Source organism: Pseudobutyrivibrio sp. OR37, assembly GCF_900113655.1.
Lineage (GTDB): Bacteria > Bacillota > Clostridia > Lachnospirales > Lachnospiraceae > Pseudobutyrivibrio.
Genome location: NZ_FOQF01000008.1, coordinates 12358 through 36828, shown reverse-complemented (window position 1 = coordinate 36828; position 24471 = coordinate 12358). Strand labels below are relative to the sequence as shown.

Here is a 24471-nt window from a genome sequence, read left to right as displayed (position 1 = left end):
AGATTATAATATACAATCTAAAACTTTGCAATAAAAATAATCTGAATTTTAGCTGAAAATTTAAAAATCCAGAAGTTTATATTGACTTTACTGACATTTTAGCCCATCGGAAGTGTAATTACTTTTAGAATTCCAAAGAATCCATTCATCGTAGCCAGCTTCATATACGGCATCAATCTCTTTTCTTATGGCAGCTCCATCATAATCAATATAACCTTCCACCCAGGAAGCGGTGAAGGCCTGTAGCCATGGACGAATTACAGCACATTCATCTTCAGGAATGTCCTTTAACACCTGCTTTGAACCATCAAGGGCCATGTAAATAGTATCGTGAGGATTGGCATCAGGAGTTTCTAATCCGAACTCGCCGCTGGCATAATGTGAAGGATAAATCATAGGACAAAGGCAATCTAAAGAAGAAGCCAGATTTTTGTAGTCCTGTCCAATATGCTTTGAATCCAGAGAGCTTTTGATGATGGTTCCAAACACATCAGCAGTAACAGGAATATCCTGCTCATGAAGGGCATCAGTGATTTTTGAAATAAAATCATTTATGTATTTTTGTCGACTCTCATCATCAGATGGGGCCCCGTAATATGCCATGTCTGCGTTGACGCCGACAGGAAAGCGAACATAATCAAGCTGAATTTCATCGAAGCCTAAATCGGCACAGCTTTTAGCAAGGCTGATTATATAGTTCCAAACCTCTTCCTTGCATGGATTTACCCAAGCATTGCCGTTTGCATCAGTGACAGCATCACCAGAAAGAGTGCGCAGGGCAAGGTCAGGCTTTGCTGCAGCCAATGTAGGATCCTTGAAGCAAGGAATTCTTGCAATTACGTAAATATTATTGTCCTTAAGCTTTTTCATAAGCTGATTAATATCGGAAATGTATGGAATGCAAGCTCCAGTTTCTATAGCGTCATTATTATCCATTTTGAAGGAAATGTTACCATTATCATCCTTCACATCCAAAACGATAGCGTTTAATTCAGTATCGTTAATAAGCTGAATAATTTCATCCATACGCTCGGTGCCGGCGGTTGGGCCAGTGATGTATATACCTTTTACTTTAACGTGATTGTTTTTGTAGGAACTCAAAGAAAAATCATCTTCCACTGGACAAGCTGCCAAGGCTGGCTCTTCCCCTGAAATAATGATAGTTGAATCGTTGTAAGATACTAGAATACAAAGTACTAAAAATAGTGCAACTGCACCTGCAGAAAATATACGTCTCATTTAAACTCCCTCTTATTTCTGTGTTTACACCATTGTACAACAAAAACATCCAGTAAACATCTATTAATATCCACGATTTTACAGTGGTATGAAGGGGGCAAAATGGCTATAATATATATAAAAATGATTTTTAGAAAGAGTAATATGAGAACAGAAATTTTTACAATTAGTTGCCCATGTCATTTCGGACTTGAGGCACCACTTAAAAGAGAAATATATGATTTGGGGTACGATATCACAGAGGTTACGGATGGAAGAGTAACCTTCACTGGTGATGCAGAAGCCATCTGCCGCGCCAACATCCATCTTCGTACTGCAGAACGCGTACTTGTTGAGGTAGGTCGTTTCCGTGCCACCACCTTTGAGGAGCTCTTCCAGGGCATCAAGGCTTTGCCATGGGAAAACTATATTCCAAAGGATGGTAAGTTTTGGGTTACAAAGGCTACCTCTGTTAAAAGTAAGCTTTTTTCCCTTACAGATATTCAGTCTATAGTTAAGAAGGCCATGGTAGAGCGCATGAAGTCCTACTATGATATCAACTGGTTTGAGGAGACTGGCGCCGAGTATCCTGTCAGAATCTTCCTATTAAAGGACGAGGTTGTGGTTACTCTGGATTCAACAGGTACACCACTTCACAAGAGGGGCTACAGAACCTACACAAGTAAGGCTCCACTTTCTGAAACTATGGCAGCAGCTCTTATCCAGCTTACACCATGGCATCCAGACAGAATCCTTGTGGATCCTTTCTGTGGTTCAGGTACATTTTTGATTGAAGCAGCCATGATTGCAGCCAATATTGCACCTGGTCTTAACAGGGAATTTACATCAATGGATTGGGACAATCTTATAGATCAAAAGACTTGGAAGGATTGCTTTGACGAGGCTAGAGCAGATGTTGATACATCAGTAGAATGCGACCTACAGGGCTTTGATATTGACCCAGAGATGGTTAAGATTGCTCGCCTTAATGCCAAGCAGGCAGGTGTGGATCACATGATTCATTTCCAGGCAAGAGACGTGGCAGATTTACGTCATCCTAAGAAGTTCGGCTTCATTCTTACCAATCCACCTTACGGTGAGAGACTTGAGGATAAAAGGGATTTACCTGCCATCTACGGCAAACTTGGTGATGCCTTCAAGGCACTTGATAGTTGGTCTATGTACGTAATCACCAGCTACGAGGATGCGCCAAAGTCTATCGGCAGAAAGGCAGACAAAAATAGAAAGATATATAATGGAATGATAAAGACATACTTTTATCAGTTTTTGGGACCTAAACCTAAGAAGAAGGGCTAATTATAAATGAAATTTTCCAAGAGAATTTTGGTTTTTACAATCATCATTGCAGTGACACTGATTTGGAAATTGAATAATTGGAATGACAGATACGCGGCAGTTGAGACCTTTCGAGGGGCTACTCTTAACGAGGATGTTTTGTACCCTCTCATGTCGAAGAATCTCAACGACGCTGGACAGCTTAGAGTTTACATAAATGGAAATCAATTCGTTTCTAATAATTCCGAGGTAATACTTGATGACAAGCTTAATCCGGTAGGCTCGTTGGATTTTATTAAAAGCGAATTGAAGGGCTCGGCCTTCATGGAAGATGATAAGAGCGCCGTGGTCCAGATTACAAATAGTATTTATGAATTCATGGAAGGCAGCAAGACCGCCGCAGAAAATGGCGACGATATGAAGCTGACCATCGAGCCTTCCATACATTTGGGAGAGCTTTATGTGGGGCTGGAGGATTTGTGCGATGTATTTGGATACGATTACAGCTATGACAAAAGCGCATACACTGTAAGCATCGAATACGACAAGGTTCCCAATCTTCCCACAACATACGATTTACGAAGTGTAAATAGAGTAAGCACAATCAGAAATCAGGGCTCTACAGCCACCTGTTGGGCATGCGCCTCTTTAGAGGCCCTTGAATCCTCCTTACTACCAGCAAAGCCTTACTTGTTTTCGGTGGATTCAATGATAAAAGACAACAGCTTTGGACTAGATGAATCGGCAGGCGGAAAGTATACCATGGCCCTGGCATATCTTTTGTCTTGGCAAGGACCATCCTTGGAAAAGGACGATTCTAACAATCTGATAAGCACACTTACTTCAAATAATGATAATGAGTTTCAGGTTCATTTGCAGGAGGCTCATTTCTATGATTCAGAGAATCTGGATGAAATCAAACAGGCGGTATATCAATATGGTGGAGTTTCATCATCAATATACGCAAGTGTTTCCACGTCAAATCTGAATCGTTCAAGCAGCTATAATCGAAGGACTAATTCATATTGCTACACAGGCAATTCTAAGCCTAATCATGATGTAGTAATTATCGGCTGGGATGACAAATATCCTGCTGAAAATTTCAGTGAAGAGGTTCCAAAGGATGGAGCTTTCATCTGCCAAAACAGTTGGGGTACAGGTTTTGGTGATGACGGAGTGTTTTATATTTCTTATTACGATTCCAACATTGGTAACCAGGCGGTTTCCTACGTAAAGGCTGATACCAATAACACATATAATTATATCTATCAGTCAGATTTATGTGGATGGGTAGGCCAGATAGGTTACAACAAGGAATGGGCTTATGGCGCAAATACCTTTGAGGCAGATGCCGACCAGCAAATAGAAGCTGCAGGCTTTTACGCTTTGGGGAAAAACACAAACTATCAGGTTTATTTTGTGCCAAATTATAAAAACACCAGCACATTGTCTGAGAAGGAACTAGTGGCATCAGGCACTGTTGTTGAAAAAGGCTATTACACTATTAAGTTCAACTCAGCAAAGACAGTTAAAAAGGGAGAAAGCTTTGCTATAGTTTTATATGTGAATACACCAGAAACCAAGCGTCCTCTTGCAGTGGAATACGCTACTGACAAGATGACCCAGGCGGTGGATATCACAGACGGAAAGGGCTTTATAAGCAATAATGGATTGGATTGGGAAAATGTTGAGGATGCAGTTAAGTCCAACCTTTGCATTAAGGCCTATGCAAATAATGTTATGGAAGTTTTTGAGGATGAGGCTAGTAAGGTAAGGCAATAATGGAACGAAGGGTCATGGGCGCCTTTACAGCGATTATTCTTGCTGTTGCGATAATAATGAGCTGCATTTTGATTTATGTGCCAAACATGCACATAATTGCTCTGAAGATAGAGGACAGCAAGCTCACTGGGGGAAGAGTATCAGTTATGGATATGTTGAAAGCCAGTGATATGGAGCTACAGGGCGAGGGAGAAGAAACAAGAAAAACTGTATTAAAGGGGCATCAAATTCGATTGACACTGCCACAAAATGTTACGAGTGCCAGTGTTAGCATTGAGAATTTTCATGTAGATAAAAATATTGCGATTTCAATTAATGGAATCGGCAAGGATTATTTTGATGAGTATCCAATGCTAGGCGAATCAAACAATATCACAGATATTACTTATGCTAGTGAGAATCTTGTTGGTGTTATCGAAATCACTTTGGATAGGGTTTTAGAGGCCCAGATGACATCGGAAGGTGAATATATTTATATCGATTTTGTAGACCCACATGAGGTTTACGACAAGATTGTTGTTATAGATGCAGGCCATGGTGGCAATGTTCCAGGAGCCACCAAAATGGGCGTTTACGAAAAGGATATTAATCTTGATATAGTTTTGGAGCTAAAGCGTAAGTTTGATAGATGCGACAAGAACATTGGCGTTTACTACACACGTACGGATGATAGTAATCCATCATTTGAAAACAGAGTAGGGCTGGCTAATGATTCCAAGGCTGATGTGTTCCTGTCGGTTCACAATAATTCTACTGCCTCTGGTCGTATGTCTTCCATCAATGGTAGCGAGGTTATGTACGAGGGCGGTGATTCTTCTGGAGAATCTAAGAAATTTGCCAGTCTTTGCCTAGACCATCTTTTAGGGGAGCTTGGTTCCAAATCTAAAGGAACAGTGGTAGGCGACGAGGTCTACATCATACGTATGTCCAAATCTCCAGTGGCCCTTGTGGAGGTTGGATTTATGACTAATCAAAAGGAACTTGAAAATCTTCAAGATAAAGAATATCAAAGAAAGGCAGCACAGGCACTTTACGATGCAGTGCTAGAGTATTTAGATGAAAACTAAAATTATTTTTGCAACAGGTAATGCTAACAAGATGCGAGAGATTCGTGAAATTCTTGGTGAGGACAGATATGATATTCAGTCCATGAAGGAAGCTGGAATTGATGTTGATATTGTAGAGGATGGCACTACCTTCGAGGAGAATTCACTTATCAAGGCAAGGGCTGTTGCAGAGCATGCGAAGGATGCGATTGTGCTTGCTGATGATAGCGGTTTGGAGATTGACGCTCTTAACAAGGAGCCTGGCATTTATTCTGCCAGATACATGGGTGAGGACACATCCTACGATATTAAAAACGCCAATTTAATCGAAAGATTAGAGGGTGTTGAAAAGCAGGACAGAAGTGCAAGATTCGTATGCGCAGTTTCAGCAGTTTTTCCTGATGGAAAGGAAGCCTGCGTTCGCGGCACTATCGAAGGTTATATAGGCTATGAGCCAATGGGTGAAAATGGCTTTGGCTACGATCCAATCTTTTATCTTTGGGACAAGGATGTTAGCACAGCCAGTCTTAGTCCAGAGGATAAAAATGCCATCAGCCACCGTGGCAAGGCTCTTAGAATGATAAAGGAAGAAATTGTTAATCATGAAAATATTGGTTGTTAGTGATACTCATGGCAGAGCTGAAAATCTTAGGGATGCCATTCATATAGAAAAGCCAGATAGAATCTATCATCTTGGTGATGGCCAGGGTGTTGAGGATAGTCTTTGGATGATGACGGAGGCTCCAGTAGAATGCGTATGTGGCAACTGCGATTGGGGCACTAATCTTCCAGGAGATATTGTTTTAGAGGTTGGAAAGCACGTGTTGCTTCTTACCCACGGTCATGGCTATGGCGTGAATTATGGCTACGAAAGAATAGCAGAGGTTGCTCATCAGAAGGGCTGCGACATTGTTCTTTACGGTCATACACATGTGCCTACCATCGATCATTACCAGGATTTAATCATCGCAAACCCTGGAAGTATAGCATTTCCAAGACAAAATAGTCGTGAACACACTTATATGACAATTTTGGTAGATAATGAAGGTGAGTTCAAAATGGATTTACATTCGTTAGAGGAATATGACAGAGGCCATGGAAATTAGAATTGTTATTGTAGGTGCAGATCCACAGAGGGAATATACTCTACTGTCGGATGAACCAATCAGCTTCATAGAGGCAATGAATCAGTTGGGACTTAGCTTTTATCGCCCTTGTGGTGGCGTGGCTAAGTGCCTTAGCTGTGTCATTAAGTTTGTCTATGGAATGCCACCAATGACATCTTATGACGAGCGTGCATTGGATTTTTCAGATATGCGTGCAGGCTATCGATTGGGATGCAAATGTATAATCACTCGTGATTGTAAAATCGAAGTACCAACGTCTTTGACTTCGGAAATAACATCAGTATTAATGGATGAGGTTTCCGAGGATGAAACTCTTGAAAGAGAAAATATCGGAATTGCTGTGGATATTGGCACTACCACTATTGCTACAGCTATCGTTGATTTATCCACTGGAAAAATACTACGTCAGCGCAATTGTACCAACTCGCAGATACGCTTTGGTGCAGATGTTATGAGCCGTGTTAAGGCCGCTATGGATGGCCACGGACAGGAGCTTATGGATTGCGTTAGAAACGATTTAATTAATCTTGGCAAGGATTTGCTTGGCGAGAATTTTTTGATGCATAAAATTGTTTTTAGCGGCAACAGCATCATGACACATCTTTTCCTGGGAATGGTGGTAGATGGCTTTGCAAGGTATCCATTTGTGCCATATACACTTGATAGCGTGAAGTTTGTAAAGGACAGAAAAAATATTTTCTTTATGCCTGGCATCAGCGCTTTTGTAGGCGGCGATATAGTATCGGGACTTTATTATCTGAAGGATAGAGGAAGCTTTCTTTTGGTAGACATGGGAACCAATGCGGAGCTGGTTCTATTTGATGGAAAGACATATTATTGCACATCTGCTTCGGCAGGACCGGCCCTTGAGGGAGCGAGCTTAAGCTGTGGTGTTGCAGCAGTGCGAGGTGCAATCAATCACCTTAGCATTAACAAAGGAAAATGCACTTACACCACCATCGGTGGCGAGGCGCCAATTGGATTGTGTGGCAGTGGCGTGATAGATTTAATCCATGAATTAAGGCGAAATAACCTTATAGATGAAGGTGGATTGCTGGTAGATGAGTATAGCGAAAAGGGATATCCTGTGGCTGAAAATGTAATTATGACAGGAGAGGATATTCAGCAGGTGCTATTAGCTAAGGCAGCCATTTATTCCGCCATAACACTTCTAATAAAGGAAGCTAAAATTCAGATGGAGGATATTGACCATTTATTTGTATCAGGTGGTTTAGGGGCTACTATCGGTATTTGGTCGGCAGCAGGAATTGGAATATTCCCAGAGGAGCTACTACCGAAGTTCGAGGCAGTAGGAAATACATCTTTACGAGGTGCAATAAAATTTGTTCGCGAAGGTAACGAGGAGGAGCTTCAGGAAATAAAGGACAATGCAAAAGTAGTAATTCTAAACGAGAAGCCAGAGTTCCAGGAACTGTTTTTAGATAATTTGAAATTGAGTTAGATAAAAAGGAGCACAATTACGATTTCGTAACTGTGCTCTATTTTTATAATTATTTTACGTAGTTAATGAGTAGTCGGAAGGTGTTTTCTGCACCCTTCTTGTGAGAACGCTCGTAGCCGTGACTAGCGTAAACACCTGCACCAATGAGGCCGTGCTTTACATCATAGCCTGCCCTAAGAGCAGCGTCTGCATCAGAACCATAGTGTGGGTAAACATCTACAGCAAAGTCGATATCGTTGGCCTTTGCAGTGTTGATAAGGTTGGTAACAACATCGTAGTTGTAAGGGCCAGCAGAATCCTTAGCACAAATGCTAACCTGAGTTTCCTTACAATCAAGGCCTTCGCCGATGCATCCCATATCTACTGAAAGGATTTCAGTAACACCAGCTGGAACAGTGCCGCAAGCTCCGTGTCCTACCTCTTCGTAAACGGTGATGTGGTGGTAGATTTTTCTGTCTGTAGTGATTTTGTTGTCGGCAATGTATTTAGCCTGACCTAAAAGGATACCTACAGAAAGCTTATCGTCTAAGAAACGGCTTTTGATGTAGCCAGATTTTGTAACTCTTGTGCGAGGCTCGAAGGCAACAATGTCACCAATCATAATGCCTAGCTTTTTAGTATCATCTGCAGAGGAAACTTCTTCGTCGATAACAACCTCCATGCAGTTGAACTCTCTTGTAGTAGAAGAGTAATCATCATTTACGTGAACAGATGCATTGTTGAGCTGTAGTGTGCCCTCGTAAATCTGTCCGTCACGTGTGTAGATATGGCAGTTTTCAGATTCACCATTGTTAGGATTGAAGCCACCAAGAGGTGTGATTTCAAGATTACCATTAGACTTTATTTTGCTAACCATTCCGCCAAGAGTATCCATATGTGCTTCAATAAGGATAGCGTCATCAGCGTTGCGTCCACCTAAATCAACAAGTACGCCACCTTTAGTAGTGAGCTCTGGCTTGAAGCCAAGCTTTTCGTACTCAGCAATAAGATGCTTTGCAGCATTTGCAGTGAAGCCTGTAGGGCTGTCGATTGCGAGAATGTCCTCTGTTTGCTTTACGATGTAATCAACATAGTTTCCTGTATTCATATCTGCCTCCTAAAAAATAAAATCAATTGTACAAAATTGGTTTACATCATTACTTTATTATGCTAAAGTATAGCTAAATAAAAAAAAGCTGGTGACGGGAATCGAACCCGTGACCCCTTCCTTACCAAGGAAGTGCTCTACCTCTGAGCCACACCAGCTTGCTATTCAGCAAGAAAAAGCATATCAAAGTTGGATAGCGATGTCAAGAGATGACAGTCATTTTATGAGGGATTGAGTATGAAAATTTCGGTTGCATCATCGGACTCTATGATTACCTATGAGGAAATCATAGAAAGTCCCACCAAGGAAACTTCTACTAGTAATACAAATGCAACTAGCAAGGCATTTGTAGAGGCATTAAACCAAAAGACAGTAGCAGATAGCATCAAGACGGCCACCTCCTATAAGGACATCTTTATAGAGGCAAGTCAGAAGTATGGCGTGAGCTATGACTTATTAACAGCTATTGCTGAGCAGGAATCCGGCTTTAATCCAAATGCCGTAAGCCATACTGGGGCTATGGGTATTATGCAGATAATGCCAGCCACTGCAAATGAGCTGAAGCTGACACATCCTTTTGACGCCTATGAAAATATCATGGCAGGTGCAAAAGATATTTCTCAGAAACTGAGCGAATATAATGGAGATCTTGATAAAGCATTGGCTGCTTACAATGCTGGGAGCAACGCTGTAGATATGTATGGTGGCGTTCCACCTTACGGTGAAACCTTAAGCTATGTGGAAAATGTAAAGGCAATCATGCAAAGAGGTGCTAACGTACCTTATACAAATTACATTTCCCGTAATGCTACAAAAGCAGAAATAGAGGCCGACTTAAAAGCCCTGCTTAAGGAAATGCCTGAAACCGAAGAGTATGCTGCACTTAGAAACACACTAGCGGAGATTAACTATTTATGAAAACCCCATTTGTTACAAAAAATCAAATCGAAGAAATTACAAAGACTATCCCAACTCCTTTTAACATTTATGATGAGAAGGGAATCAGAGAAAATGCAAGGGCTGTAAACAAGGCTTTCAGCTGGAACAAGGGCTTCAAGGAATATTTTGCAGTAAAAGCTAATCCTAATCCATTCTTACTTAAAATTTTACAGGAAGAGGGATGCGGTGTTGACTGCGCTTCTTATGTAGAGCTTGCACTTTCAGATGAGCTTGGCTTCAAGAAGGACGATATCATGTTCTCTTCTAACGATACACCTGCAAGCGAATTCAAATATGCAGATGATTTAGGTGTTATTGTAAATCTTGATGATTTCACACACATAGATTTTTATGAAAAGACTGTAGGACATTTCCCTAAAAAGATGTGCTGCCGCTTTAATCCAGGTGGAGTTTATGAGCTTTCAAACGGCATCATGGACAATCCTGGAGACAGCAAATACGGTATGACTAAGGACCAGCTTTTTGAGGCTTATCAGGTGCTCAAGAGCAAGGGCGTAGAGGAATTTGGTATCCATGCATTCTTGGTTTCAAACACAGTTACCAACGACTATTATCCAACACTTGCAAAGACATTGTTTGAGCTTATTGTAGAGCTAAAGGAAAAGACTGGAATAGCTATCTCATTTGTAAATCTTTCAGGTGGTGTTGGTATCGCATATCGTCCAGATCAGAAGGCAAATGACATCGCTGTTATCGGCGAAGGCGTACATAAGGCATTTGATGAAATCCTGGTTCCAGCAGGACTTGGTGATGTGGCTATTCTTACAGAAATGGGTCGCTTTATGACTGGCCCTTACGGTGGCCTTGTTACAACAGCCATCCACGAGAAGCACACCTACAAGGAATACATTGGCGTTGATGCGTGCGCTGTTGATTTGATGCGTCCGGCAGTATATGGTTCATATCATCACGTTACAGTTTTAGGCAAGGAAGGGGCACCAGAAGATCACGTATATGATGTGGTAGGTTCTCTTTGCGAAAACTGTGATAAGTTCGCAGTAGATAGACAGCTTCCTAAAATAGAAGATGGTGACATCCTGTTTATCCACGACACTGGTGCCCACGGATATTCAATGGGCTACAACTACAATGGCAAGCTTAAAAGCGCAGAAGTCTTACTTAAGGAAGACGGCTCATTTAAGCTAATTAGACGCCCAGAAACCATCAAGGATTATCTGGCTACATTTGATAATTTAGGCATCGTGGACGGATTGTTAAAATAAATAATTTTTTGGAAAAATAATCCTAAAATCATATTGAAAACGCAGACAAGATTTAGTATACTAGTCTGCGGACGCCGGCTTGTCGGAATTGGCAGACGAGGCAGACTCAAAATCTGTTGGTGGCAACATCGTGCGGGTTCAAGTCCCGCAGCCGGCATAATATATAAAAGTGGTCTAGCATTGCTAGACCACTTTTTTTAGTCCTGAAGGATAGAATCGATTAGTTCGTTGTACTCAGCTTCTGAGATTTTTTCTATGTCGTCGCTGTTAGGAAGGCTGCGGTAGAAGTATTTTTCGTCGTTTTCATCTGCATCGCTACCGAATCTTAGTGTTTCAGCTAGAGTAGAACCTTCGTATCTGTGCATGCTAAAATCATCAGAATCTTCCCAGGCGTGAGCCTGCACAATCCAGTAAGCGTTTTTGTAATATGCCAAGAGGCATGTTGCACCAGTGCCCAGACCATCTTCGAATAGAATGACCTTATTATCTCTAATATCGAAGAAGCTATAACCGTAAGGGCCAGAGAGCATTAATTCTGCATCACCGTCATTGTTAACATCTCTGTAGTCACAGAAGTGATAAGAATCCCATTCATCACCTTCAAGATCAAGAGTAGAAGCATTAATAGGACCTTCGATACCTTCTTCTAATATCGATTCAGCATCTATTTTACCGTCTAAGAATAAACCAAATAAGTCCTCTTTAATTTCTGCATTTTCATCAGATGAAGTACCAGCTGAAGCATCATCATATTGATTTTGAACTTCAGTGCTAACAACAGGAGAGTTAGATGTCTCAGTTGTATTTACAAGCTTATCCTTAAGTATATAAAGACCACAGCCTACTATTAAAAGAAGCGCTATGATTATTAGACAGATAGAAAAGATGCGGGTTTTCTTCTTTTTCTTATTTTTTCTTGTTGTCATAATTAATAATCTCCCTATGTGAATTTTGATACAGGCGATATTATACCATTAAACCAATTAATCTCAATGTAGTGATTTTTGAAATGCACTAGGGTACCTTGGGTTTTCAAAATAGAGTGTTTCTTCGGAAGATATGAAGTATAATATGACAGTATAAAATATTTGTGGAGTAGGTATGCTTTACAAAAAAGACTTTTAAATAGGTAAGAGTAACACCCGGTGTAAAAGGAGGAAGAAACATGGCAAAAGTGATTCTATTAAACGGTAGTCCTAAGGCTAATGGTTGTACAGCTACAGCTTTGCAGGAGATGGTGACAGTTTTTGAGAAGGAAGGCATCGAGACTGAAATCATCCATGTAGGAAACAAAGACATTAGAGGATGTATTGCCTGCGGTAAATGTGGTGAGAAAGGAAAGTGCGTCTTTGATGATTTGGTAAATGAGGTAGCTCCTAAATTTGAGGAGGCTGATGGAATAGTAGTTGGAAGCCCGGTTTACTATGCTTCTCCAAACGGTACTATTCTTTCTTTTATGGATAGATTATTCTATAGCACATCCTTTTCAAAGCACTTGAAGGTAGGTGCTGCAGTAGTGAGTGCTCGTCGAGGCGGAAATACTGCAACCTTTGATGTATTAAATAAGTACTTTTCAATAAGCGGTATGCCAATTGCAACAAGTACCTATTGGAACCAGGTTCATGGCTTTAGCGCAGAAGATGTAAAGAAGGATTTAGAAGGACTTCAGACCATGAGAAATCTTGCCAGAAACATGGCATTTATGATAAAGGCTTTTGCTGATGCAAAGGGAAAATATGGCGAGCCAGAGGTTGAAAGAGGTTCCTTTACAAGCTTCCCTGATGGAAAATAGAGAACACAAAATTTCTATAATTAAATCATAGTCTGGTCACAAACTAGCGTTACATAAATGATATTATAATCAAAATATATTAAATCTATAACGTAACGCGGAAAGGATTGACGGCTATGATTAGAATGACCCCAACCCCAACCCCAACTCCAAATAGAAATTGCTTCATTGTTGGACAGGGGGAAGTTGGCCATTTCCTAATTGCGGTAAATTTATCAATAGCACTGAATAAGCTCAAATGTGTAACTTTGGAATTTTCAAAGTCGTACATTTGAGCTTTTTTATTATATAGATTTAGAGGTCTTTATCAGGTATTAAAAGATCGGGGGTATCAATATGAAAGGTAGAAAGATTTATAAAGGAAACAACATATTAAATAGAGCGTTGGCTTTAGCACTTGCATCAGTAATGACTTTAACAATGGGCTTCAATCCTACAATAGTATTTGCAGAAGATGAAGCAGCTGATAGCAACTCAGTTATTTCAGCAATTAATCCTCTTACTGAAGATGTAGCAGTTCAGTATATAGAGGTTGGTGGTGAAGAAACAGATATCGTATTTCCGGATTCCTTCACAGCAACTCTTGAGACAACTAAAGAAGTGATAGTGGAGGAGCAGGTGACACAGGACGAGGAGACACCAGAGGAAGTTCCAACTGAAGACACAACAACTGATACTGAAGAAGCTACTGAAGACACAACAGACGCACCAGCAGAGACATCAGAAGAAACAGATTCTGAGACAGCCGAAGAGCCTACATCAGACGAGCCAGCACCAGTAGAACTAGCCGCAGAGCCAGCACCAGCAGAACCAGCAGCAGAGCCAGCACCAGCAGAACCAGCACCAGACCCAGCACCAGTAGAACCAGTCGCAGAGCCAACACCAGCAGAAGCTACTCCAGCAGAATCAGAAACAGCTGAACCAACAGATCCAGTAGCTTATGTTATAGATAAACTTTTCCCAGCTATGGTAGTAAAAGCAGCTGAGGACACTACTATTATAGAAGAAACAGAAGAGCAGACTACTCTTGAGACAGCTCCAGCCGCAGAGACAGTTCAGACAACAGAGACAGTCACAACAACATCTGAGCTTACACTTACAGGTGTAACCTGGAAGCTTGACGCAGAAAATAGCTCGAATCCATCCTTTGATTCTAGCATTGAGGGTGCAAGCTATATCTACGTGGCAAGCATTCCTACCGCTTATACAATAAATGCAGCTGTCCCAACAATTAAGGTAATTATTGGAACAGACGGTACATCAAAGCTCTTTAATGAAAGCGTTGTTGTTGACGGAGTAGTAATTACCGTCAAGGCAGATAAAGGCGTATTCCCTGAAGGAGCACAGCTTACAGCAAGAGCGGCAACAGAGGAGGAGACCGCCGTTGCTGAAGAAGCAGTAGAAGCAAATCATGAAGCAGAAAATGAAGTAGCTAATGTTGCAGCTTCATATACATTTGATATTAAGATTCTTAATGCAGATGGTGTGGAAATCCAGCCAGACACAACTAAAGGAACAGTAAAGGTGGAGTTTGCCATGGAGGAAGCAAAGGCTGAAAACCTTGAGGCAGATATCTACCATATTAAGGATGCAAACCCAGCTGCACCAGTAGCTGAGAAGCTTGAAACTGAAAACACATATAATACAGTAGAAGCTGAGACAACAGGCTTTTCTTTCTATACAGTAGAGTTTACTTACAATGGCTTGCAGTATGTAATGAAGGGCGGAACTATAGTATTACTTTCTGAAATCCTTGAAGCAGTAGGAATTGAAGGAACTGTAGTATCAGCAGAAAGCTCTAATGAAAACCTATTCTACGCAAAGAAATATCTTAAGCCAGAAGAAGACCAGTCAGCTGGCATTGGCGGTTATGCTGAAAGTGAAGCAGGGGATTGGTATGTAGTTTCCCTTAAGGCTTTCACAACAGAGGAATCTTTGGTTGTAACCATGGATGATGGCACAAGCTACACTTTAGTAGTTACAGATGACCCAGGCCTCGTAGGGGCACACAGTGATACTAATAGTAGTGGTGATGTATTCCTTGGTGGTAACTATATTGAAGTAGGTGTTGCAAAGACTGGTTCCTTTGGTACAGCAGGTGAACCATCTGCAGATAATAAAAGCAAGTTCCATCCAATAGGAAGATCGGAACTTGGACTTAGTGTAGATGGTGATGGCTTTGAAAATGGAAATGCATCTACTACAGGTGATTTCTTCTTACCAGGTTCACCTGCAGAGCAGTATATTTTAGGTTATAAGATTGATGGAGTAGCAGTAAGCAATAATAATGCTGAAAGATGTGATGATAAGTGGGAATCTCCAAAGGTAGCTCCAACAACTGTTGATAAATCCAATGTTAAAGCAGGCTTGCTTAAGTCTGTTACAACAGGTACTACTAAAGATGGCGTTGATATGGAAATGACTATATCATTCAATGAGAATGATATGTTCTTTATCACAGATGTAAAAATTACAAATAACACAGGAAAAGATATAGAAGATGTTAGATGGGTTAGAGCATTTGACCCTGACCAGGATGCAGATCTTAATTGGAGTTATGAAACATTCAATAAAGTAATTAGTAATCCAAACAGCAAAATAGCTTATACTCCAAATCAATGTGCAATGGTAGTTGCAAAAGGTGGTGAAACAAAGGAAGGATTCTTCTTTGCAGCATTTGATGAGCGCGCAAGAGCAGCAATTATTAATGATCTTTCAGTAAGTAGTGCTTACGATGAATCATTATGGATGGATTCTGACAGTATCCCAACAGTACCAGTGGAAGCTTCATACTCAGGTATTGATGGATTTGACAAACGCGACACAGGTATCGCAATTACATTCGATTGCGGTACTCTTAAGGCAGGAGCAAAAACAACCTTATCATATTATTCAAGCCTTGATCCTGATGTAAGCAGAACCTTCTCACAGCTTTCTGGAAAGGTAAACTATGCAAAGGAAGTAATCGAAGGCTTTGAACCAAATACAATTTATGACGTAACTATCGAAGGTGATGAGACAGGCACAGTATATAAGATTAAGGCAAATAGTGAAGGCGGAATTAAGTTTGAAGGAACAGATACAGAAGAAAAGGAATACAGCTTATTAGGAAAGACTGTACACATTTCTTTGACTGAAGAAGATGTAACCAGCACAACAGATGTAGATGTTAATGACAGACCTACACCAACAGAAATTGATTCTGCAGGTACTCTTGATGATGGTGATGCATCAAAGCCAGAGGAAGTAGGTAAGGATTATATCGTTACTACAGATGATTCTATTACAATCACTGCAGGTACAAATGGCCAGGAATATGGTATAGCAGATGCAGATAGCAATGTAGATAAATGGATTGGCTTAAACGAAAACGAGAGCCACACATTTGATGGTTTGGAAGCAGGTGACTATACATTAAAGACTCGTGTTAAGGCTACAAACAAAGCACCAGCATCATTGCCTTCAAAAGGAATCACTATTACTCTAAAGCCTACAGCAACAGTAAAGCCTCATGAAAATACAGTTGCAGATTACGATGGCGCAGCAAAGGACACAGCAGTTGAGACAGAAGATGATGGCGTAAAGAATACATACAGCACAAGCCCTGAAATGCCATACTCTGCTACAGAGCCAAAATTTACAGATGCTGGAACATACACAGTATATTACAAGGCTACAAAGGATGGCTGCAGAACTACCTATGGTTCTTACACAGTTACTATAAACAAGCAGACGAGAAACTTTGTTGAGGTTGAAAAGACTTATAATGTTCCAACAGAGTCAACAGAAAATGGAACACTTGAAGTACCAGAGCTTGGCAAGGAGCCAGAATTAATTAAATATGAAATGTCTGGTGATATCCAGGATTACATTACAGATGTAAAAATCGTCGATGGAAAGATTGTATACAATATTGAAGAAAACAAAGAAGATACAGAAGGTGTATTACGCTTATATGTGCAAGGAAAGAATGACGAGCCATACTGGATTGCAATTCCACTTAAGACAAAGGCTAAACCAGCACCAGCTCCATCATACATAGACTATATATTTGAAGATACAACAGATACAACAGATACAACACCAGTAGCTCCTCAGAATCAATCTTCTGAGCCAACACCAGCACCAGTAGCAGTGCTACCAGCCCAGAAATTAAAGACCGAGCTTGAAGAAGTACAGCCAACACAGGAATTAAAGGTTGAGCTTCCTGACTCTGTTCAGAAGCTTGTTGCAGGAGATTTAGAGACAGAAAATAAAGATACAGCAATTGATAAGGGCAATATTATCGACCGTGGTGACATCTGGGGCGATATGACAGATGATTCAAAAATCAAGCTTTTAGATAAGCTCAATGAAACAGGTGGTGAAATTATTAAGCTTGCAGATGCAGCATTATCAGGTGATGCAGCAGCAGAAAATGAATCTGAAGATAACGCAAAGGTTCCTGTAAAGGAAAAGCCTATCGCACTTGTAATGGGCGAAGGCGCTATAGTAGTAAAGCTTGAAACTCCAGAGGCATCAAGAAACACAGCAGGCCTTGCAGATGCAAAGGCAGTAGCAAAATCTCTCCTTACAGAGGAGCAGTATGCAATGGTTGCAGCAGGAAGTATTCTTGAAATTAAGGTTGAGGTTATTCCACTTGATGATGATACAATTCCTGAATTAGACAAGCAGGTTATTACTGATGGTGTTGCAGCAGTTGCAGAAGAAAAGCCAAATCTTTCAATGGCAGATTATATCGACATCAGTATGTTCATGAGAATAGATGACAGCGATTGGAATCAGATTACAGATACAGAGCCTATAGATATCGTTGTGGATATTCCAGATAATTACAAGGGAATGTCTGATAATTATTACATCATGCGTGCACACGAAGGCGTAAGCACATTACTTGAGGATTTGGATGATGATAAGGATACAATCACAATTTCAACAGGTCAGTTCTCTACCTATGCATTGATGTATGACAGTGTTGATGAAATGCCAGTAGCTGTAAAGGTTAATCTTTCAGCACCAGAGAAGTGTCAGATTTGCCATGTATGCCCAACCTTCCTTGGTATTTGCTACTTCGTATGGCTTGCAATTATTACAGTAGCAGCAGGCTCTATCATGCTTTACATGACACTTAGAAAAAAGAATGACTAAATACATAATTGATACCTTTCATACCCCCATAAAAATTGCCCTCCGTCATGGACAATGTCATTAAGTTAACATTGCGGTGGAGGCTACGATGAAGAAAACGAGATTGAAGTGATATGCTTCAATCTCGTTTTTTCCTTTTTTAGACATTAAAAGAAGACAGATTGTATATCTGCCTAAATAACATTTTTAACTTTTCATTTTTATGCTACTCTATATAAGAAACCTCTAAAGATTCTTGCTGACTGGTATCTTTCACGATGTCGGTCTGGTCTAATGGGTACAAGATTTCTTGATATGATGGTTTCTAAATCAGGTGGAGATGTAATACCGCGGTAAAACTTTTTGCACATGTGAGCTGCGACCGAAAAATTGGCTTTATATGTATATTTTCTTTGCTTTTTCTTAATGACTACGTGCGAGGTAATCATTTCCGCAAAGTTATACATTATAAGATGTGCATATATTTCCTGCTGTATGCATTCCACCTTTTTTGAATGAAAATCAAGCATTCCCATGGTATATTTCAAATCCCTAAATGATGTTTCGATTCCCCATCTTAAAGCATACAGTTTCTTTATTTCTTCTGCTGGATATTTATCTGTTGGAAGATTCGTTATGATTGTTTCATTTGTCTCCTCGGATATAGGAAATCTCACAATCCTGAATGATAGTTTATAGAATCTGACCGGATCACTTTTTCGACTTTTGGGCGGAAGGTAATCAAAGACCATGTTACTTGGAATCCACCTGTAATGATTTCTGTCTTTTATCAATTCCTTCACTTCTTTTGTCTGCTTCCGAGTGAGATTAAGTTCAAAACTGATATCATAAGAATCTTCATCTGGCAATGTCAACCCTTGTTTAATGCCATAGTCGCCATCTTTAATTCGAAACAGAAAATACCAACCCTTTTCCTGAATGTGAGCAAGGTTGTTGTAACTTTCATATCCTCTGTCAGCCATCAAAAGAGCATTGCGCAGTAAAGAACGATCAACCATCTCGACAAGAGCAAGATGCTCATTAGCATACTTTGATTTCTGAATAATTGCATCCTGATATATTTGATGCTGGAGATTATATAGAGCATTTAGGTGCAGGAGATTGTAAGGCTTTTGACCATTTGTGCCAGGCAAATAGGAATCCACATCATCTGGATTCGTTGGAATTTGAATTTTTGAACCATCTATTGCAAGTATAGGTAATTGATCATCAAAAGAATCACATAGTTTTTTTGAAAAAAGTCGAAATACTGCTTCAAAAGCCTCTACAGTAATCTTGGAGCGCTGTTGGCAAAAAGCAGACGAAGTTGGAGTTTCAGGACTATCATTAAAAAGATCCAGCAATTCATTTGTAAGGCTGCCACTTCCCATACCAATGATTCCGGTAATGACTTTTTCCATAGTCAGTTTTCTTTTTCTTGAGAAGTTCCTCTCGGTATCGATACAGAAAGACTTGGCATTAGCAGCAATTGTTTTGATCTGAGACATCAAAAGATCCTTTACTATTTGTGGTTTCATGTGCACCTCCTTGAAATTGAGAAATATGCTTACAATTTCAAGGGCCGCTTTCGCTACCTCTAAAAACAATCAGTAGCGAAAGCGGCCGCACTTTTCGGTGTTGCTGTCAACCCCTTCTTTGCAGAAAAAAAGACCCCTGCATCATTTTTTTGATGCAGAGATCTTTTAAGGTCCCTCTTAACTTAATGACATTGCCGTCATGGAGGGCAGTTTTTTTAATATGCTTTTATTTAAAGTAACGATTTAAAAGTCCTTCAAGAGCTTTACCGTGTCTAGCCTCGTCACGAGCCATCTCATGAACTGTATCATGGATTGCATCAAGATTGTTTTTCTTAGCGCAAGCAGCAAGATCAAACTTACCAGCTGTAGCACCATATTCGCAATCAACACGCCATGCAAGATTCTTCTTTGTAGAATCTGTCATGTTTACCTCAAGTTCTGAACCTAAGAGCTCAGCAAACTTAGCAGCGTGCTCAGCCTCTTCGTAAGCAGCCTTTTCCCAATATAAACCGATTTCTGGATAACCTTCTCTATGTGCAACACGAGCCATGCAAAGGTACATGCCAACCTCTGAGCACTCACCAGTAAAGTTAGACTTTAACTGATCTAAGATGTATTTTTTGTCTTCGTCTGTGATATCAGGGTTGTTCTTAACTGTCTTTTCATAGATGCCGAATTCATGCTCAGCTGCAAGCTTAATTTCGCCCTCTACCTCTTTAAATTTGTCTGCGTCTGCGTGACAAACAGGGCATTCCTCTGGTGGGTTATCGCCCTCATAAACATAACCGCATACAGAACATACATACTTTGCCATAACTAGACTCCTTTCATTTGAAAAATATAATAATCATTACTGATTTCACTATAAATTTTTGTCTTGCTCTATAATGCAGTCTTTGCACACACCGGTGAAAAGCAAGCTTGCTATTTCAATTGTGCCAAGACCTGCAGAAGAAGCGGAAAGAATCTGGTCAACACTAGGCGTAACCTCCAAATCCATTACCCTGTGACAGCACCTACAATAGTAGTGACTATGAGCTGATGTATCTGCATCATAATGCTCTGTTCCGTCACCAGTGGAAATCTTTCTGACCTCCCCTAAATCAACAAGGAGAGTAAGATTTCTGTAGACAGTACCCAGGCTGATTTTGGGATAATCCTCCTTAACATGCTGATATATTACATCAGCCGTAGGATGCTCATGGGTTGACATTAAATATTCTTTTATTGATTCACGTTGCCTACTATAATTCATTTAACACCGCCAATCTAAAAAATTAATAGTGACTATATTTATAATAACAAAATTGAAGGGAATGTCAATATAAAATTAGTAATAATTCCTGTTTTATAGCTCTAACCACAGTTAGAGTAAATATAATTCACTGTTTTTTGATGAATGAATTTGATAAAAAAAGTTCATTTTCGATATAAAACTATAAAAATTTTTCCTATCATATCCTTATCATTTTTAAAATGAAAGGAGAATGGATGTAATGAAGAATGGTAGTGGATTGCGCATGCTGGCTTTGGGGATGGCCGGTATGATGGCTTTCACAGGGGTTCCGGTGGAAGCTAAAACAGATTCGAAACCCTCCATCACGGATAAGTATTCTGATGAAGGCTACGAAATGGTATGGAACGATGAATTTGACGGGGATAATCTTAACCTAAAGGATTGGAACGTGGAAAAGCACGAACCAGGCTGGGTTAATTCAGAGCTTCAACGATACACAGGTATAGATGAAGGAAATATAGAGGTGAAGGATGGCAAGCTGGTCATCAAGCCTCACGTAGAAGAAAAAACAACTGAAGATGTTATTGAGGAGCCAGCGGAAGAAAAGGTTACACATGTGAGCTTCGAATTTACAGTGGGGGATGACAAAGCAACCTCAGAAACAATTGCTCTTCAGGTTAATTTCGGAAAGATAGATGATTCAGAGGCAGGAAATGCAAAAGCTAACGTAAAGCTTTCAAACATCTCCCTTATTGATACAGAGGATGATTCACAGCTTGTTAGAAACGGAAGCTTTTCTGGTGGAGATGATTGGTATTGTGGCATCACATCACCAGCGGAAGGTTCATACAAATATGAAGATGGAAATGCCTATTTAACCATAGACAACTCCGGCGATGCTAACTGGAACTACCAGCTGCAGCAAAGCGGTTTGAAGCTTGAAAGCGGACATTCTTACAAGTTTTCAATGGATGCAGTGGCAGATGCAGATAGGATGGTGGAAATCAGCCTGCTTGATCCTGACAACGGATATGATTGGTACGCAGGAACAAAGGCTACTATAGAAAAATCAGCAATGGGTGGACAGACAAGCACTGGTTCTTCCAAGCGAGAAATCACATCAGGTCGTATCACTACACAGGGCTTGCATGATTTCACCTACGGAAGATTTGAAGCTAGAGCCAAGGTGCCTGAGGGCAAGGGATATCTTCCAGCGTTCTGGCTCATGGCTACAGACGAAGGCCTTTACGGCCAGTGGCCAAAGTGTGGCGAGATAGACATCATGGAGGTTATGGGACAGGACGTTTCAAAGTCTTATCACACCATCCATTATGGCTATAGCTCAGGAAGTGGTCATAAGGAAAATCAGGGAAGCAAGGTTCTTTCAGATGGAAGCTTTGCTGATGAGTATCACACCTACAGAGTGGACTGGGAGCCAGGACTTATCACCTGGTATGTGGACGATGAAAAGGTGTTCAGCACCAACGATTGGTACACAGGTAGCGACGACAATAGTCAGCTCACTTATCCAGCTCCATTCGATCAGGATTTTTACATCATACTTAATCTTGCAGTTGGCGGCAGCTGGGTAGGTTATCCTGATGACAGCGTTTATGAGCACATGAATGATGATAGCTTTGCTGTAGATTATGTAAGAGTTTATCAGAAATCTGCTGAGGAATATGAAAAGGAAGAGGCGAAGGCCAAGCGTCCTGAAAAGGAGCCAGTAAAGTTCAGAGAGCCAGATAAAAATGGTAACTACGTAATCAACGGTGATTTTGCAAAAGACATTGCAATTGATGGTGCCGAAGATGCTGATGATAACAATTGGAAGCTTCATTTAGAAAGCGATGCCAAGGAAACTACTTACAAGGTAGAGAATAACAAGATTAAGCTAGAGCCTTCTGCTGTAGGTTCGCAGCCACACAGCGTACAGCTTAAGCAGCAGAACATCCCAATGTACAAGGGTTGGGAATATGAACTTACCTTTGATGCAGTTGCAGATGAGGATAGAGACATCATCATTGATGTGGAAGGTCCAGACAGAGGCTGGATGAGATATCTTCAGGATACATCAGTTCCAGTATCTACCAAGAAGCAGAGCTACAGCTACAGCTTCACAATGAATGAAAAGACAGATGCAAATGGTTCCTTAGAATTTAATTTAGGAAAACAAAAATCGACAGCGGCGGTTACAATTTCAAATGTAAAGCTTAGACACAAATCAGGTAATGAGATAGTTGAAGACGATGCAAAGACAATTCGTCCGGATGGTAATTATATTTACAATGGAGGTTTTGATCAAGGTGAAAATCGATTGGGCTATTGGGAGAGCAATAATAAAGAGGCAGTTTCTGTTACTAATAAGAGGAATATGCGATACCTTAAGGTGGTAGCACCTAAGGGCACATCAAAGAAAAATCCTATCAGGGTTTTCCAGGGCGAGCTTTCACCACTTATGGCAGGCCAATACGAAATCAGCTTTAACGGTTACAGTGATGTTAAGGATGGCCTTACTGTAAATGTGGCAGGTAAGAGCTTTACACCTGAGCTTGCAAAGGAGAACGCAAGCTATTCTCACAAGTTTGTGCTTGATAAGAATTTGGAGCGCAAGGATTCTAAGGTTGAATTGGTATTTACAAAGCCGGGTGAGTATTACATTGATAATGTATTTCTTGCTGAGGCAGCCCTATTAAAGAATGGTTCCTTTAATGCAGGGCTTGCAGGCTTTACACCATACATATATGATTCAGTAAAGGCAAACTATGTCATCGACAACATGAATGGAAATGACAATGCCTTTGCTATCACAATCGAGGATACTGTTGCTGATACAGATGATAATTGCTGGTACGTTCAGCTTAACCAGGATGGAATCAAGCTGGAGAAGGGCAAGAAATATAGAGTATCCTTTAAGGCAAAGTCTTCAATTGACAGAATCATCAAGTACTCACTTCAGGAGTTTGAGGGCAATTGGACCAACTACAGTGGCACAGGCTCTGTAGAAATTGGAAATGATTGGAAGACCTTTAGTCAGGATTTTGTAATGGAGGCTGATACAGACCCTAACACAAGATTTAACATTACAATGGGTTCTGTTGAAGGCAAAAGAATTACTGATAAGCATGACATTTATATAGATGACATTAGCTTAATTGAGCTTACAGATGATGCACCAGCCCCTTCTGCTCCAAAGCCACAGGTGACTGGAGGAGATAAAACCCCATCGGCTTCGGGAGCATCATCTGCTAGTCCAAGTGTAAAGACTGCATCGACAAAGACTGCTTCAACAAATGCAAAAGCTGGTAAGACAGTGACAGCAAAAACTGAGACAGCAAAAGCTGAGTCGGAAGACACAGTGGAAGATACAGAAAACGACGAGACAGAAGAAGTAAAGGAAGAAGAATCAGTAGATTCAAATAAGGCTACAGAAGAGAAGATTGATGAGCCTGAGACTGCAAAAGCAGGTGATGAGAAGCAGGTAGGCTTCTTCGGGGCAATTATTAATTTCTTCAAGGCTATTATTGATTTCTTTAAATCACTTTTCGCGTAATATTTAGAAAAGAGAGGAATTAA

The 24471-nt window shown here is 40.5% G+C and carries 17 protein-coding genes and 2 tRNA genes; 12 read left to right on the top strand and 7 right to left on the bottom strand.

The genetic code is table 11. The features are described from left to right. Positions 1 to 87: 87 nt before the first annotated feature. Complete coding sequence (locus tag BM097_RS05590) at positions 88 to 1239, bottom strand: putative glycoside hydrolase (protein WP_090546766.1); 1152 nt, start codon at positions 1237 to 1239, stop codon at positions 88 to 90. 144 nt (positions 1240 to 1383) lie between these two features. Between BM097_RS05590 and BM097_RS05585 the strand changes: the two genes are divergently transcribed. Genes BM097_RS05585 through BM097_RS05560 form a run of 6 tightly spaced genes read left to right on the top strand, consistent with a single transcriptional unit; the run spans position 1384 to position 7931 of the window. Continuing rightward, positions 1384 to 2535 carry a THUMP domain-containing class I SAM-dependent RNA methyltransferase gene (locus BM097_RS05585; protein WP_090546910.1) on the top strand — a complete coding sequence of 384 codons (1152 nt, stop codon included), beginning with the start codon at positions 1384 to 1386 and terminating at the stop codon, positions 2533 to 2535. A gap of 6 nt (positions 2536 to 2541) precedes the next feature. After that, on the top strand, positions 2542 to 4296 hold the full coding sequence (locus BM097_RS05580) for a lectin like domain-containing protein (protein ID WP_090546764.1): 1755 nt from the start codon (positions 2542 to 2544) through the stop codon (positions 4294 to 4296). Further along, positions 4296 to 5363, top strand: coding sequence for an N-acetylmuramoyl-L-alanine amidase family protein (locus tag BM097_RS05575; protein ID WP_090546762.1), 1068 nt, complete (start codon positions 4296 to 4298; stop codon positions 5361 to 5363). The genes BM097_RS05580 and BM097_RS05575 overlap by 1 nt, the downstream gene beginning before the upstream one ends. Further along, positions 5353 to 5964: an RdgB/HAM1 family non-canonical purine NTP pyrophosphatase gene (gene rdgB, locus BM097_RS05570; protein WP_090546759.1), complete on the top strand. Its 612-nt coding sequence runs from the start codon at positions 5353 to 5355 to the stop codon at positions 5962 to 5964. Before BM097_RS05575 ends, rdgB begins: the two co-directional genes overlap by 11 nt. Further along, on the top strand, positions 5945 to 6448 hold the full coding sequence (locus BM097_RS05565) for a metallophosphoesterase family protein (RefSeq protein WP_090546757.1): 504 nt from the start codon (positions 5945 to 5947) through the stop codon (positions 6446 to 6448). Before rdgB ends, BM097_RS05565 begins: the two co-directional genes overlap by 20 nt. Then, the gene (locus tag BM097_RS05560; protein ID WP_177197381.1) at positions 6438 to 7931 is read left to right on the top strand and encodes an ASKHA domain-containing protein; all 1494 of its coding nucleotides are present in this window, start codon (positions 6438 to 6440) and stop codon (positions 7929 to 7931) included. Before BM097_RS05565 ends, BM097_RS05560 begins: the two co-directional genes overlap by 11 nt. A 49-nt stretch (positions 7932 to 7980) precedes the next feature. On the opposite strand, the gene BM097_RS05555 is transcribed toward BM097_RS05560, so the two are convergent. Further along, positions 7981 to 9018: a M42 family metallopeptidase gene (locus BM097_RS05555; RefSeq protein ID WP_090546753.1), complete on the bottom strand. Its 1038-nt coding sequence runs from the start codon at positions 9016 to 9018 to the stop codon at positions 7981 to 7983. A gap of 86 nt (positions 9019 to 9104) precedes the next feature. After that, positions 9105 to 9176 (bottom strand) — tRNA-Thr (locus BM097_RS05550). 79 nt (positions 9177 to 9255) lie between these two features. On the opposite strand from BM097_RS05550, the gene BM097_RS05545 reads away from it, so the two are divergent. From BM097_RS05545 to BM097_RS05535, 3 genes are all read left to right on the top strand, one after another. After that, a complete protein-coding gene (locus BM097_RS05545) occupies positions 9256 to 9936 on the top strand; it encodes a lytic transglycosylase domain-containing protein (RefSeq protein WP_090546751.1) in 681 nt (226 codons plus the stop codon). Further along, positions 9933 to 11201 (top strand): diaminopimelate decarboxylase, encoded by a 1269-nt coding sequence (locus tag BM097_RS05540; protein ID WP_090546749.1) that lies wholly within the window; start codon positions 9933 to 9935, stop codon positions 11199 to 11201. Before BM097_RS05545 ends, BM097_RS05540 begins: the two co-directional genes overlap by 4 nt. Before the next feature lie 73 nt (positions 11202 to 11274). Next, positions 11275 to 11358 (top strand) — tRNA-Leu (locus BM097_RS05535). 40 nt (positions 11359 to 11398) lie between these two features. Here BM097_RS05535 and BM097_RS05530 read toward each other — a convergent pair. Beyond that, positions 11399 to 12127 carry a hypothetical protein gene (locus BM097_RS05530; protein WP_090546747.1) on the bottom strand — a complete coding sequence of 243 codons (729 nt, stop codon included), beginning with the start codon at positions 12125 to 12127 and terminating at the stop codon, positions 11399 to 11401. A gap of 239 nt (positions 12128 to 12366) precedes the next feature. On the opposite strand from BM097_RS05530, the gene BM097_RS05525 reads away from it, so the two are divergent. Continuing rightward, entirely contained in the window at positions 12367 to 12993 is a 627-nt protein-coding gene (locus BM097_RS05525) for a flavodoxin family protein (protein ID WP_090546744.1), read from the top strand. Positions 12994 to 13329: 336 nt separating this feature from the next. Continuing rightward, a complete protein-coding gene (locus BM097_RS05520; RefSeq protein WP_090546742.1) occupies positions 13330 to 18141 on the top strand; it encodes a hypothetical protein in 4812 nt (1603 codons plus the stop codon). A 200-nt stretch (positions 18142 to 18341) separates the two neighbouring features. On the opposite strand, the gene BM097_RS05515 is transcribed toward BM097_RS05520, so the two are convergent. The 3 genes from BM097_RS05515 to BM097_RS05505 all read right to left on the bottom strand — a co-directional run bounded on the left by BM097_RS05515 (position 18342) and on the right by BM097_RS05505 (position 20913). Further along, positions 18342 to 19658: an IS4 family transposase gene (locus BM097_RS05515; RefSeq protein ID WP_090546740.1), complete on the bottom strand. Its 1317-nt coding sequence runs from the start codon at positions 19656 to 19658 to the stop codon at positions 18342 to 18344. A 226-nt stretch (positions 19659 to 19884) separates the two neighbouring features. Further along, a complete protein-coding gene (locus BM097_RS05510; protein ID WP_090546738.1) occupies positions 19885 to 20472 on the bottom strand; it encodes an NADH peroxidase in 588 nt (195 codons plus the stop codon). Positions 20473 to 20520: 48 nt separating this feature from the next. Then, positions 20521 to 20913: a Fur family transcriptional regulator gene (locus BM097_RS05505; RefSeq protein WP_090546737.1), complete on the bottom strand. Its 393-nt coding sequence runs from the start codon at positions 20911 to 20913 to the stop codon at positions 20521 to 20523. Positions 20914 to 21154: 241 nt separating this feature from the next. Here BM097_RS05505 and BM097_RS05500 point away from each other — a divergent pair, with 241 nt between their 5' ends. Beyond that, a complete protein-coding gene (locus BM097_RS05500; RefSeq protein WP_143084960.1) occupies positions 21155 to 24448 on the top strand; it encodes a carbohydrate binding domain-containing protein in 3294 nt (1097 codons plus the stop codon). Positions 24449 to 24471: the final 23 nt, after the last annotated feature.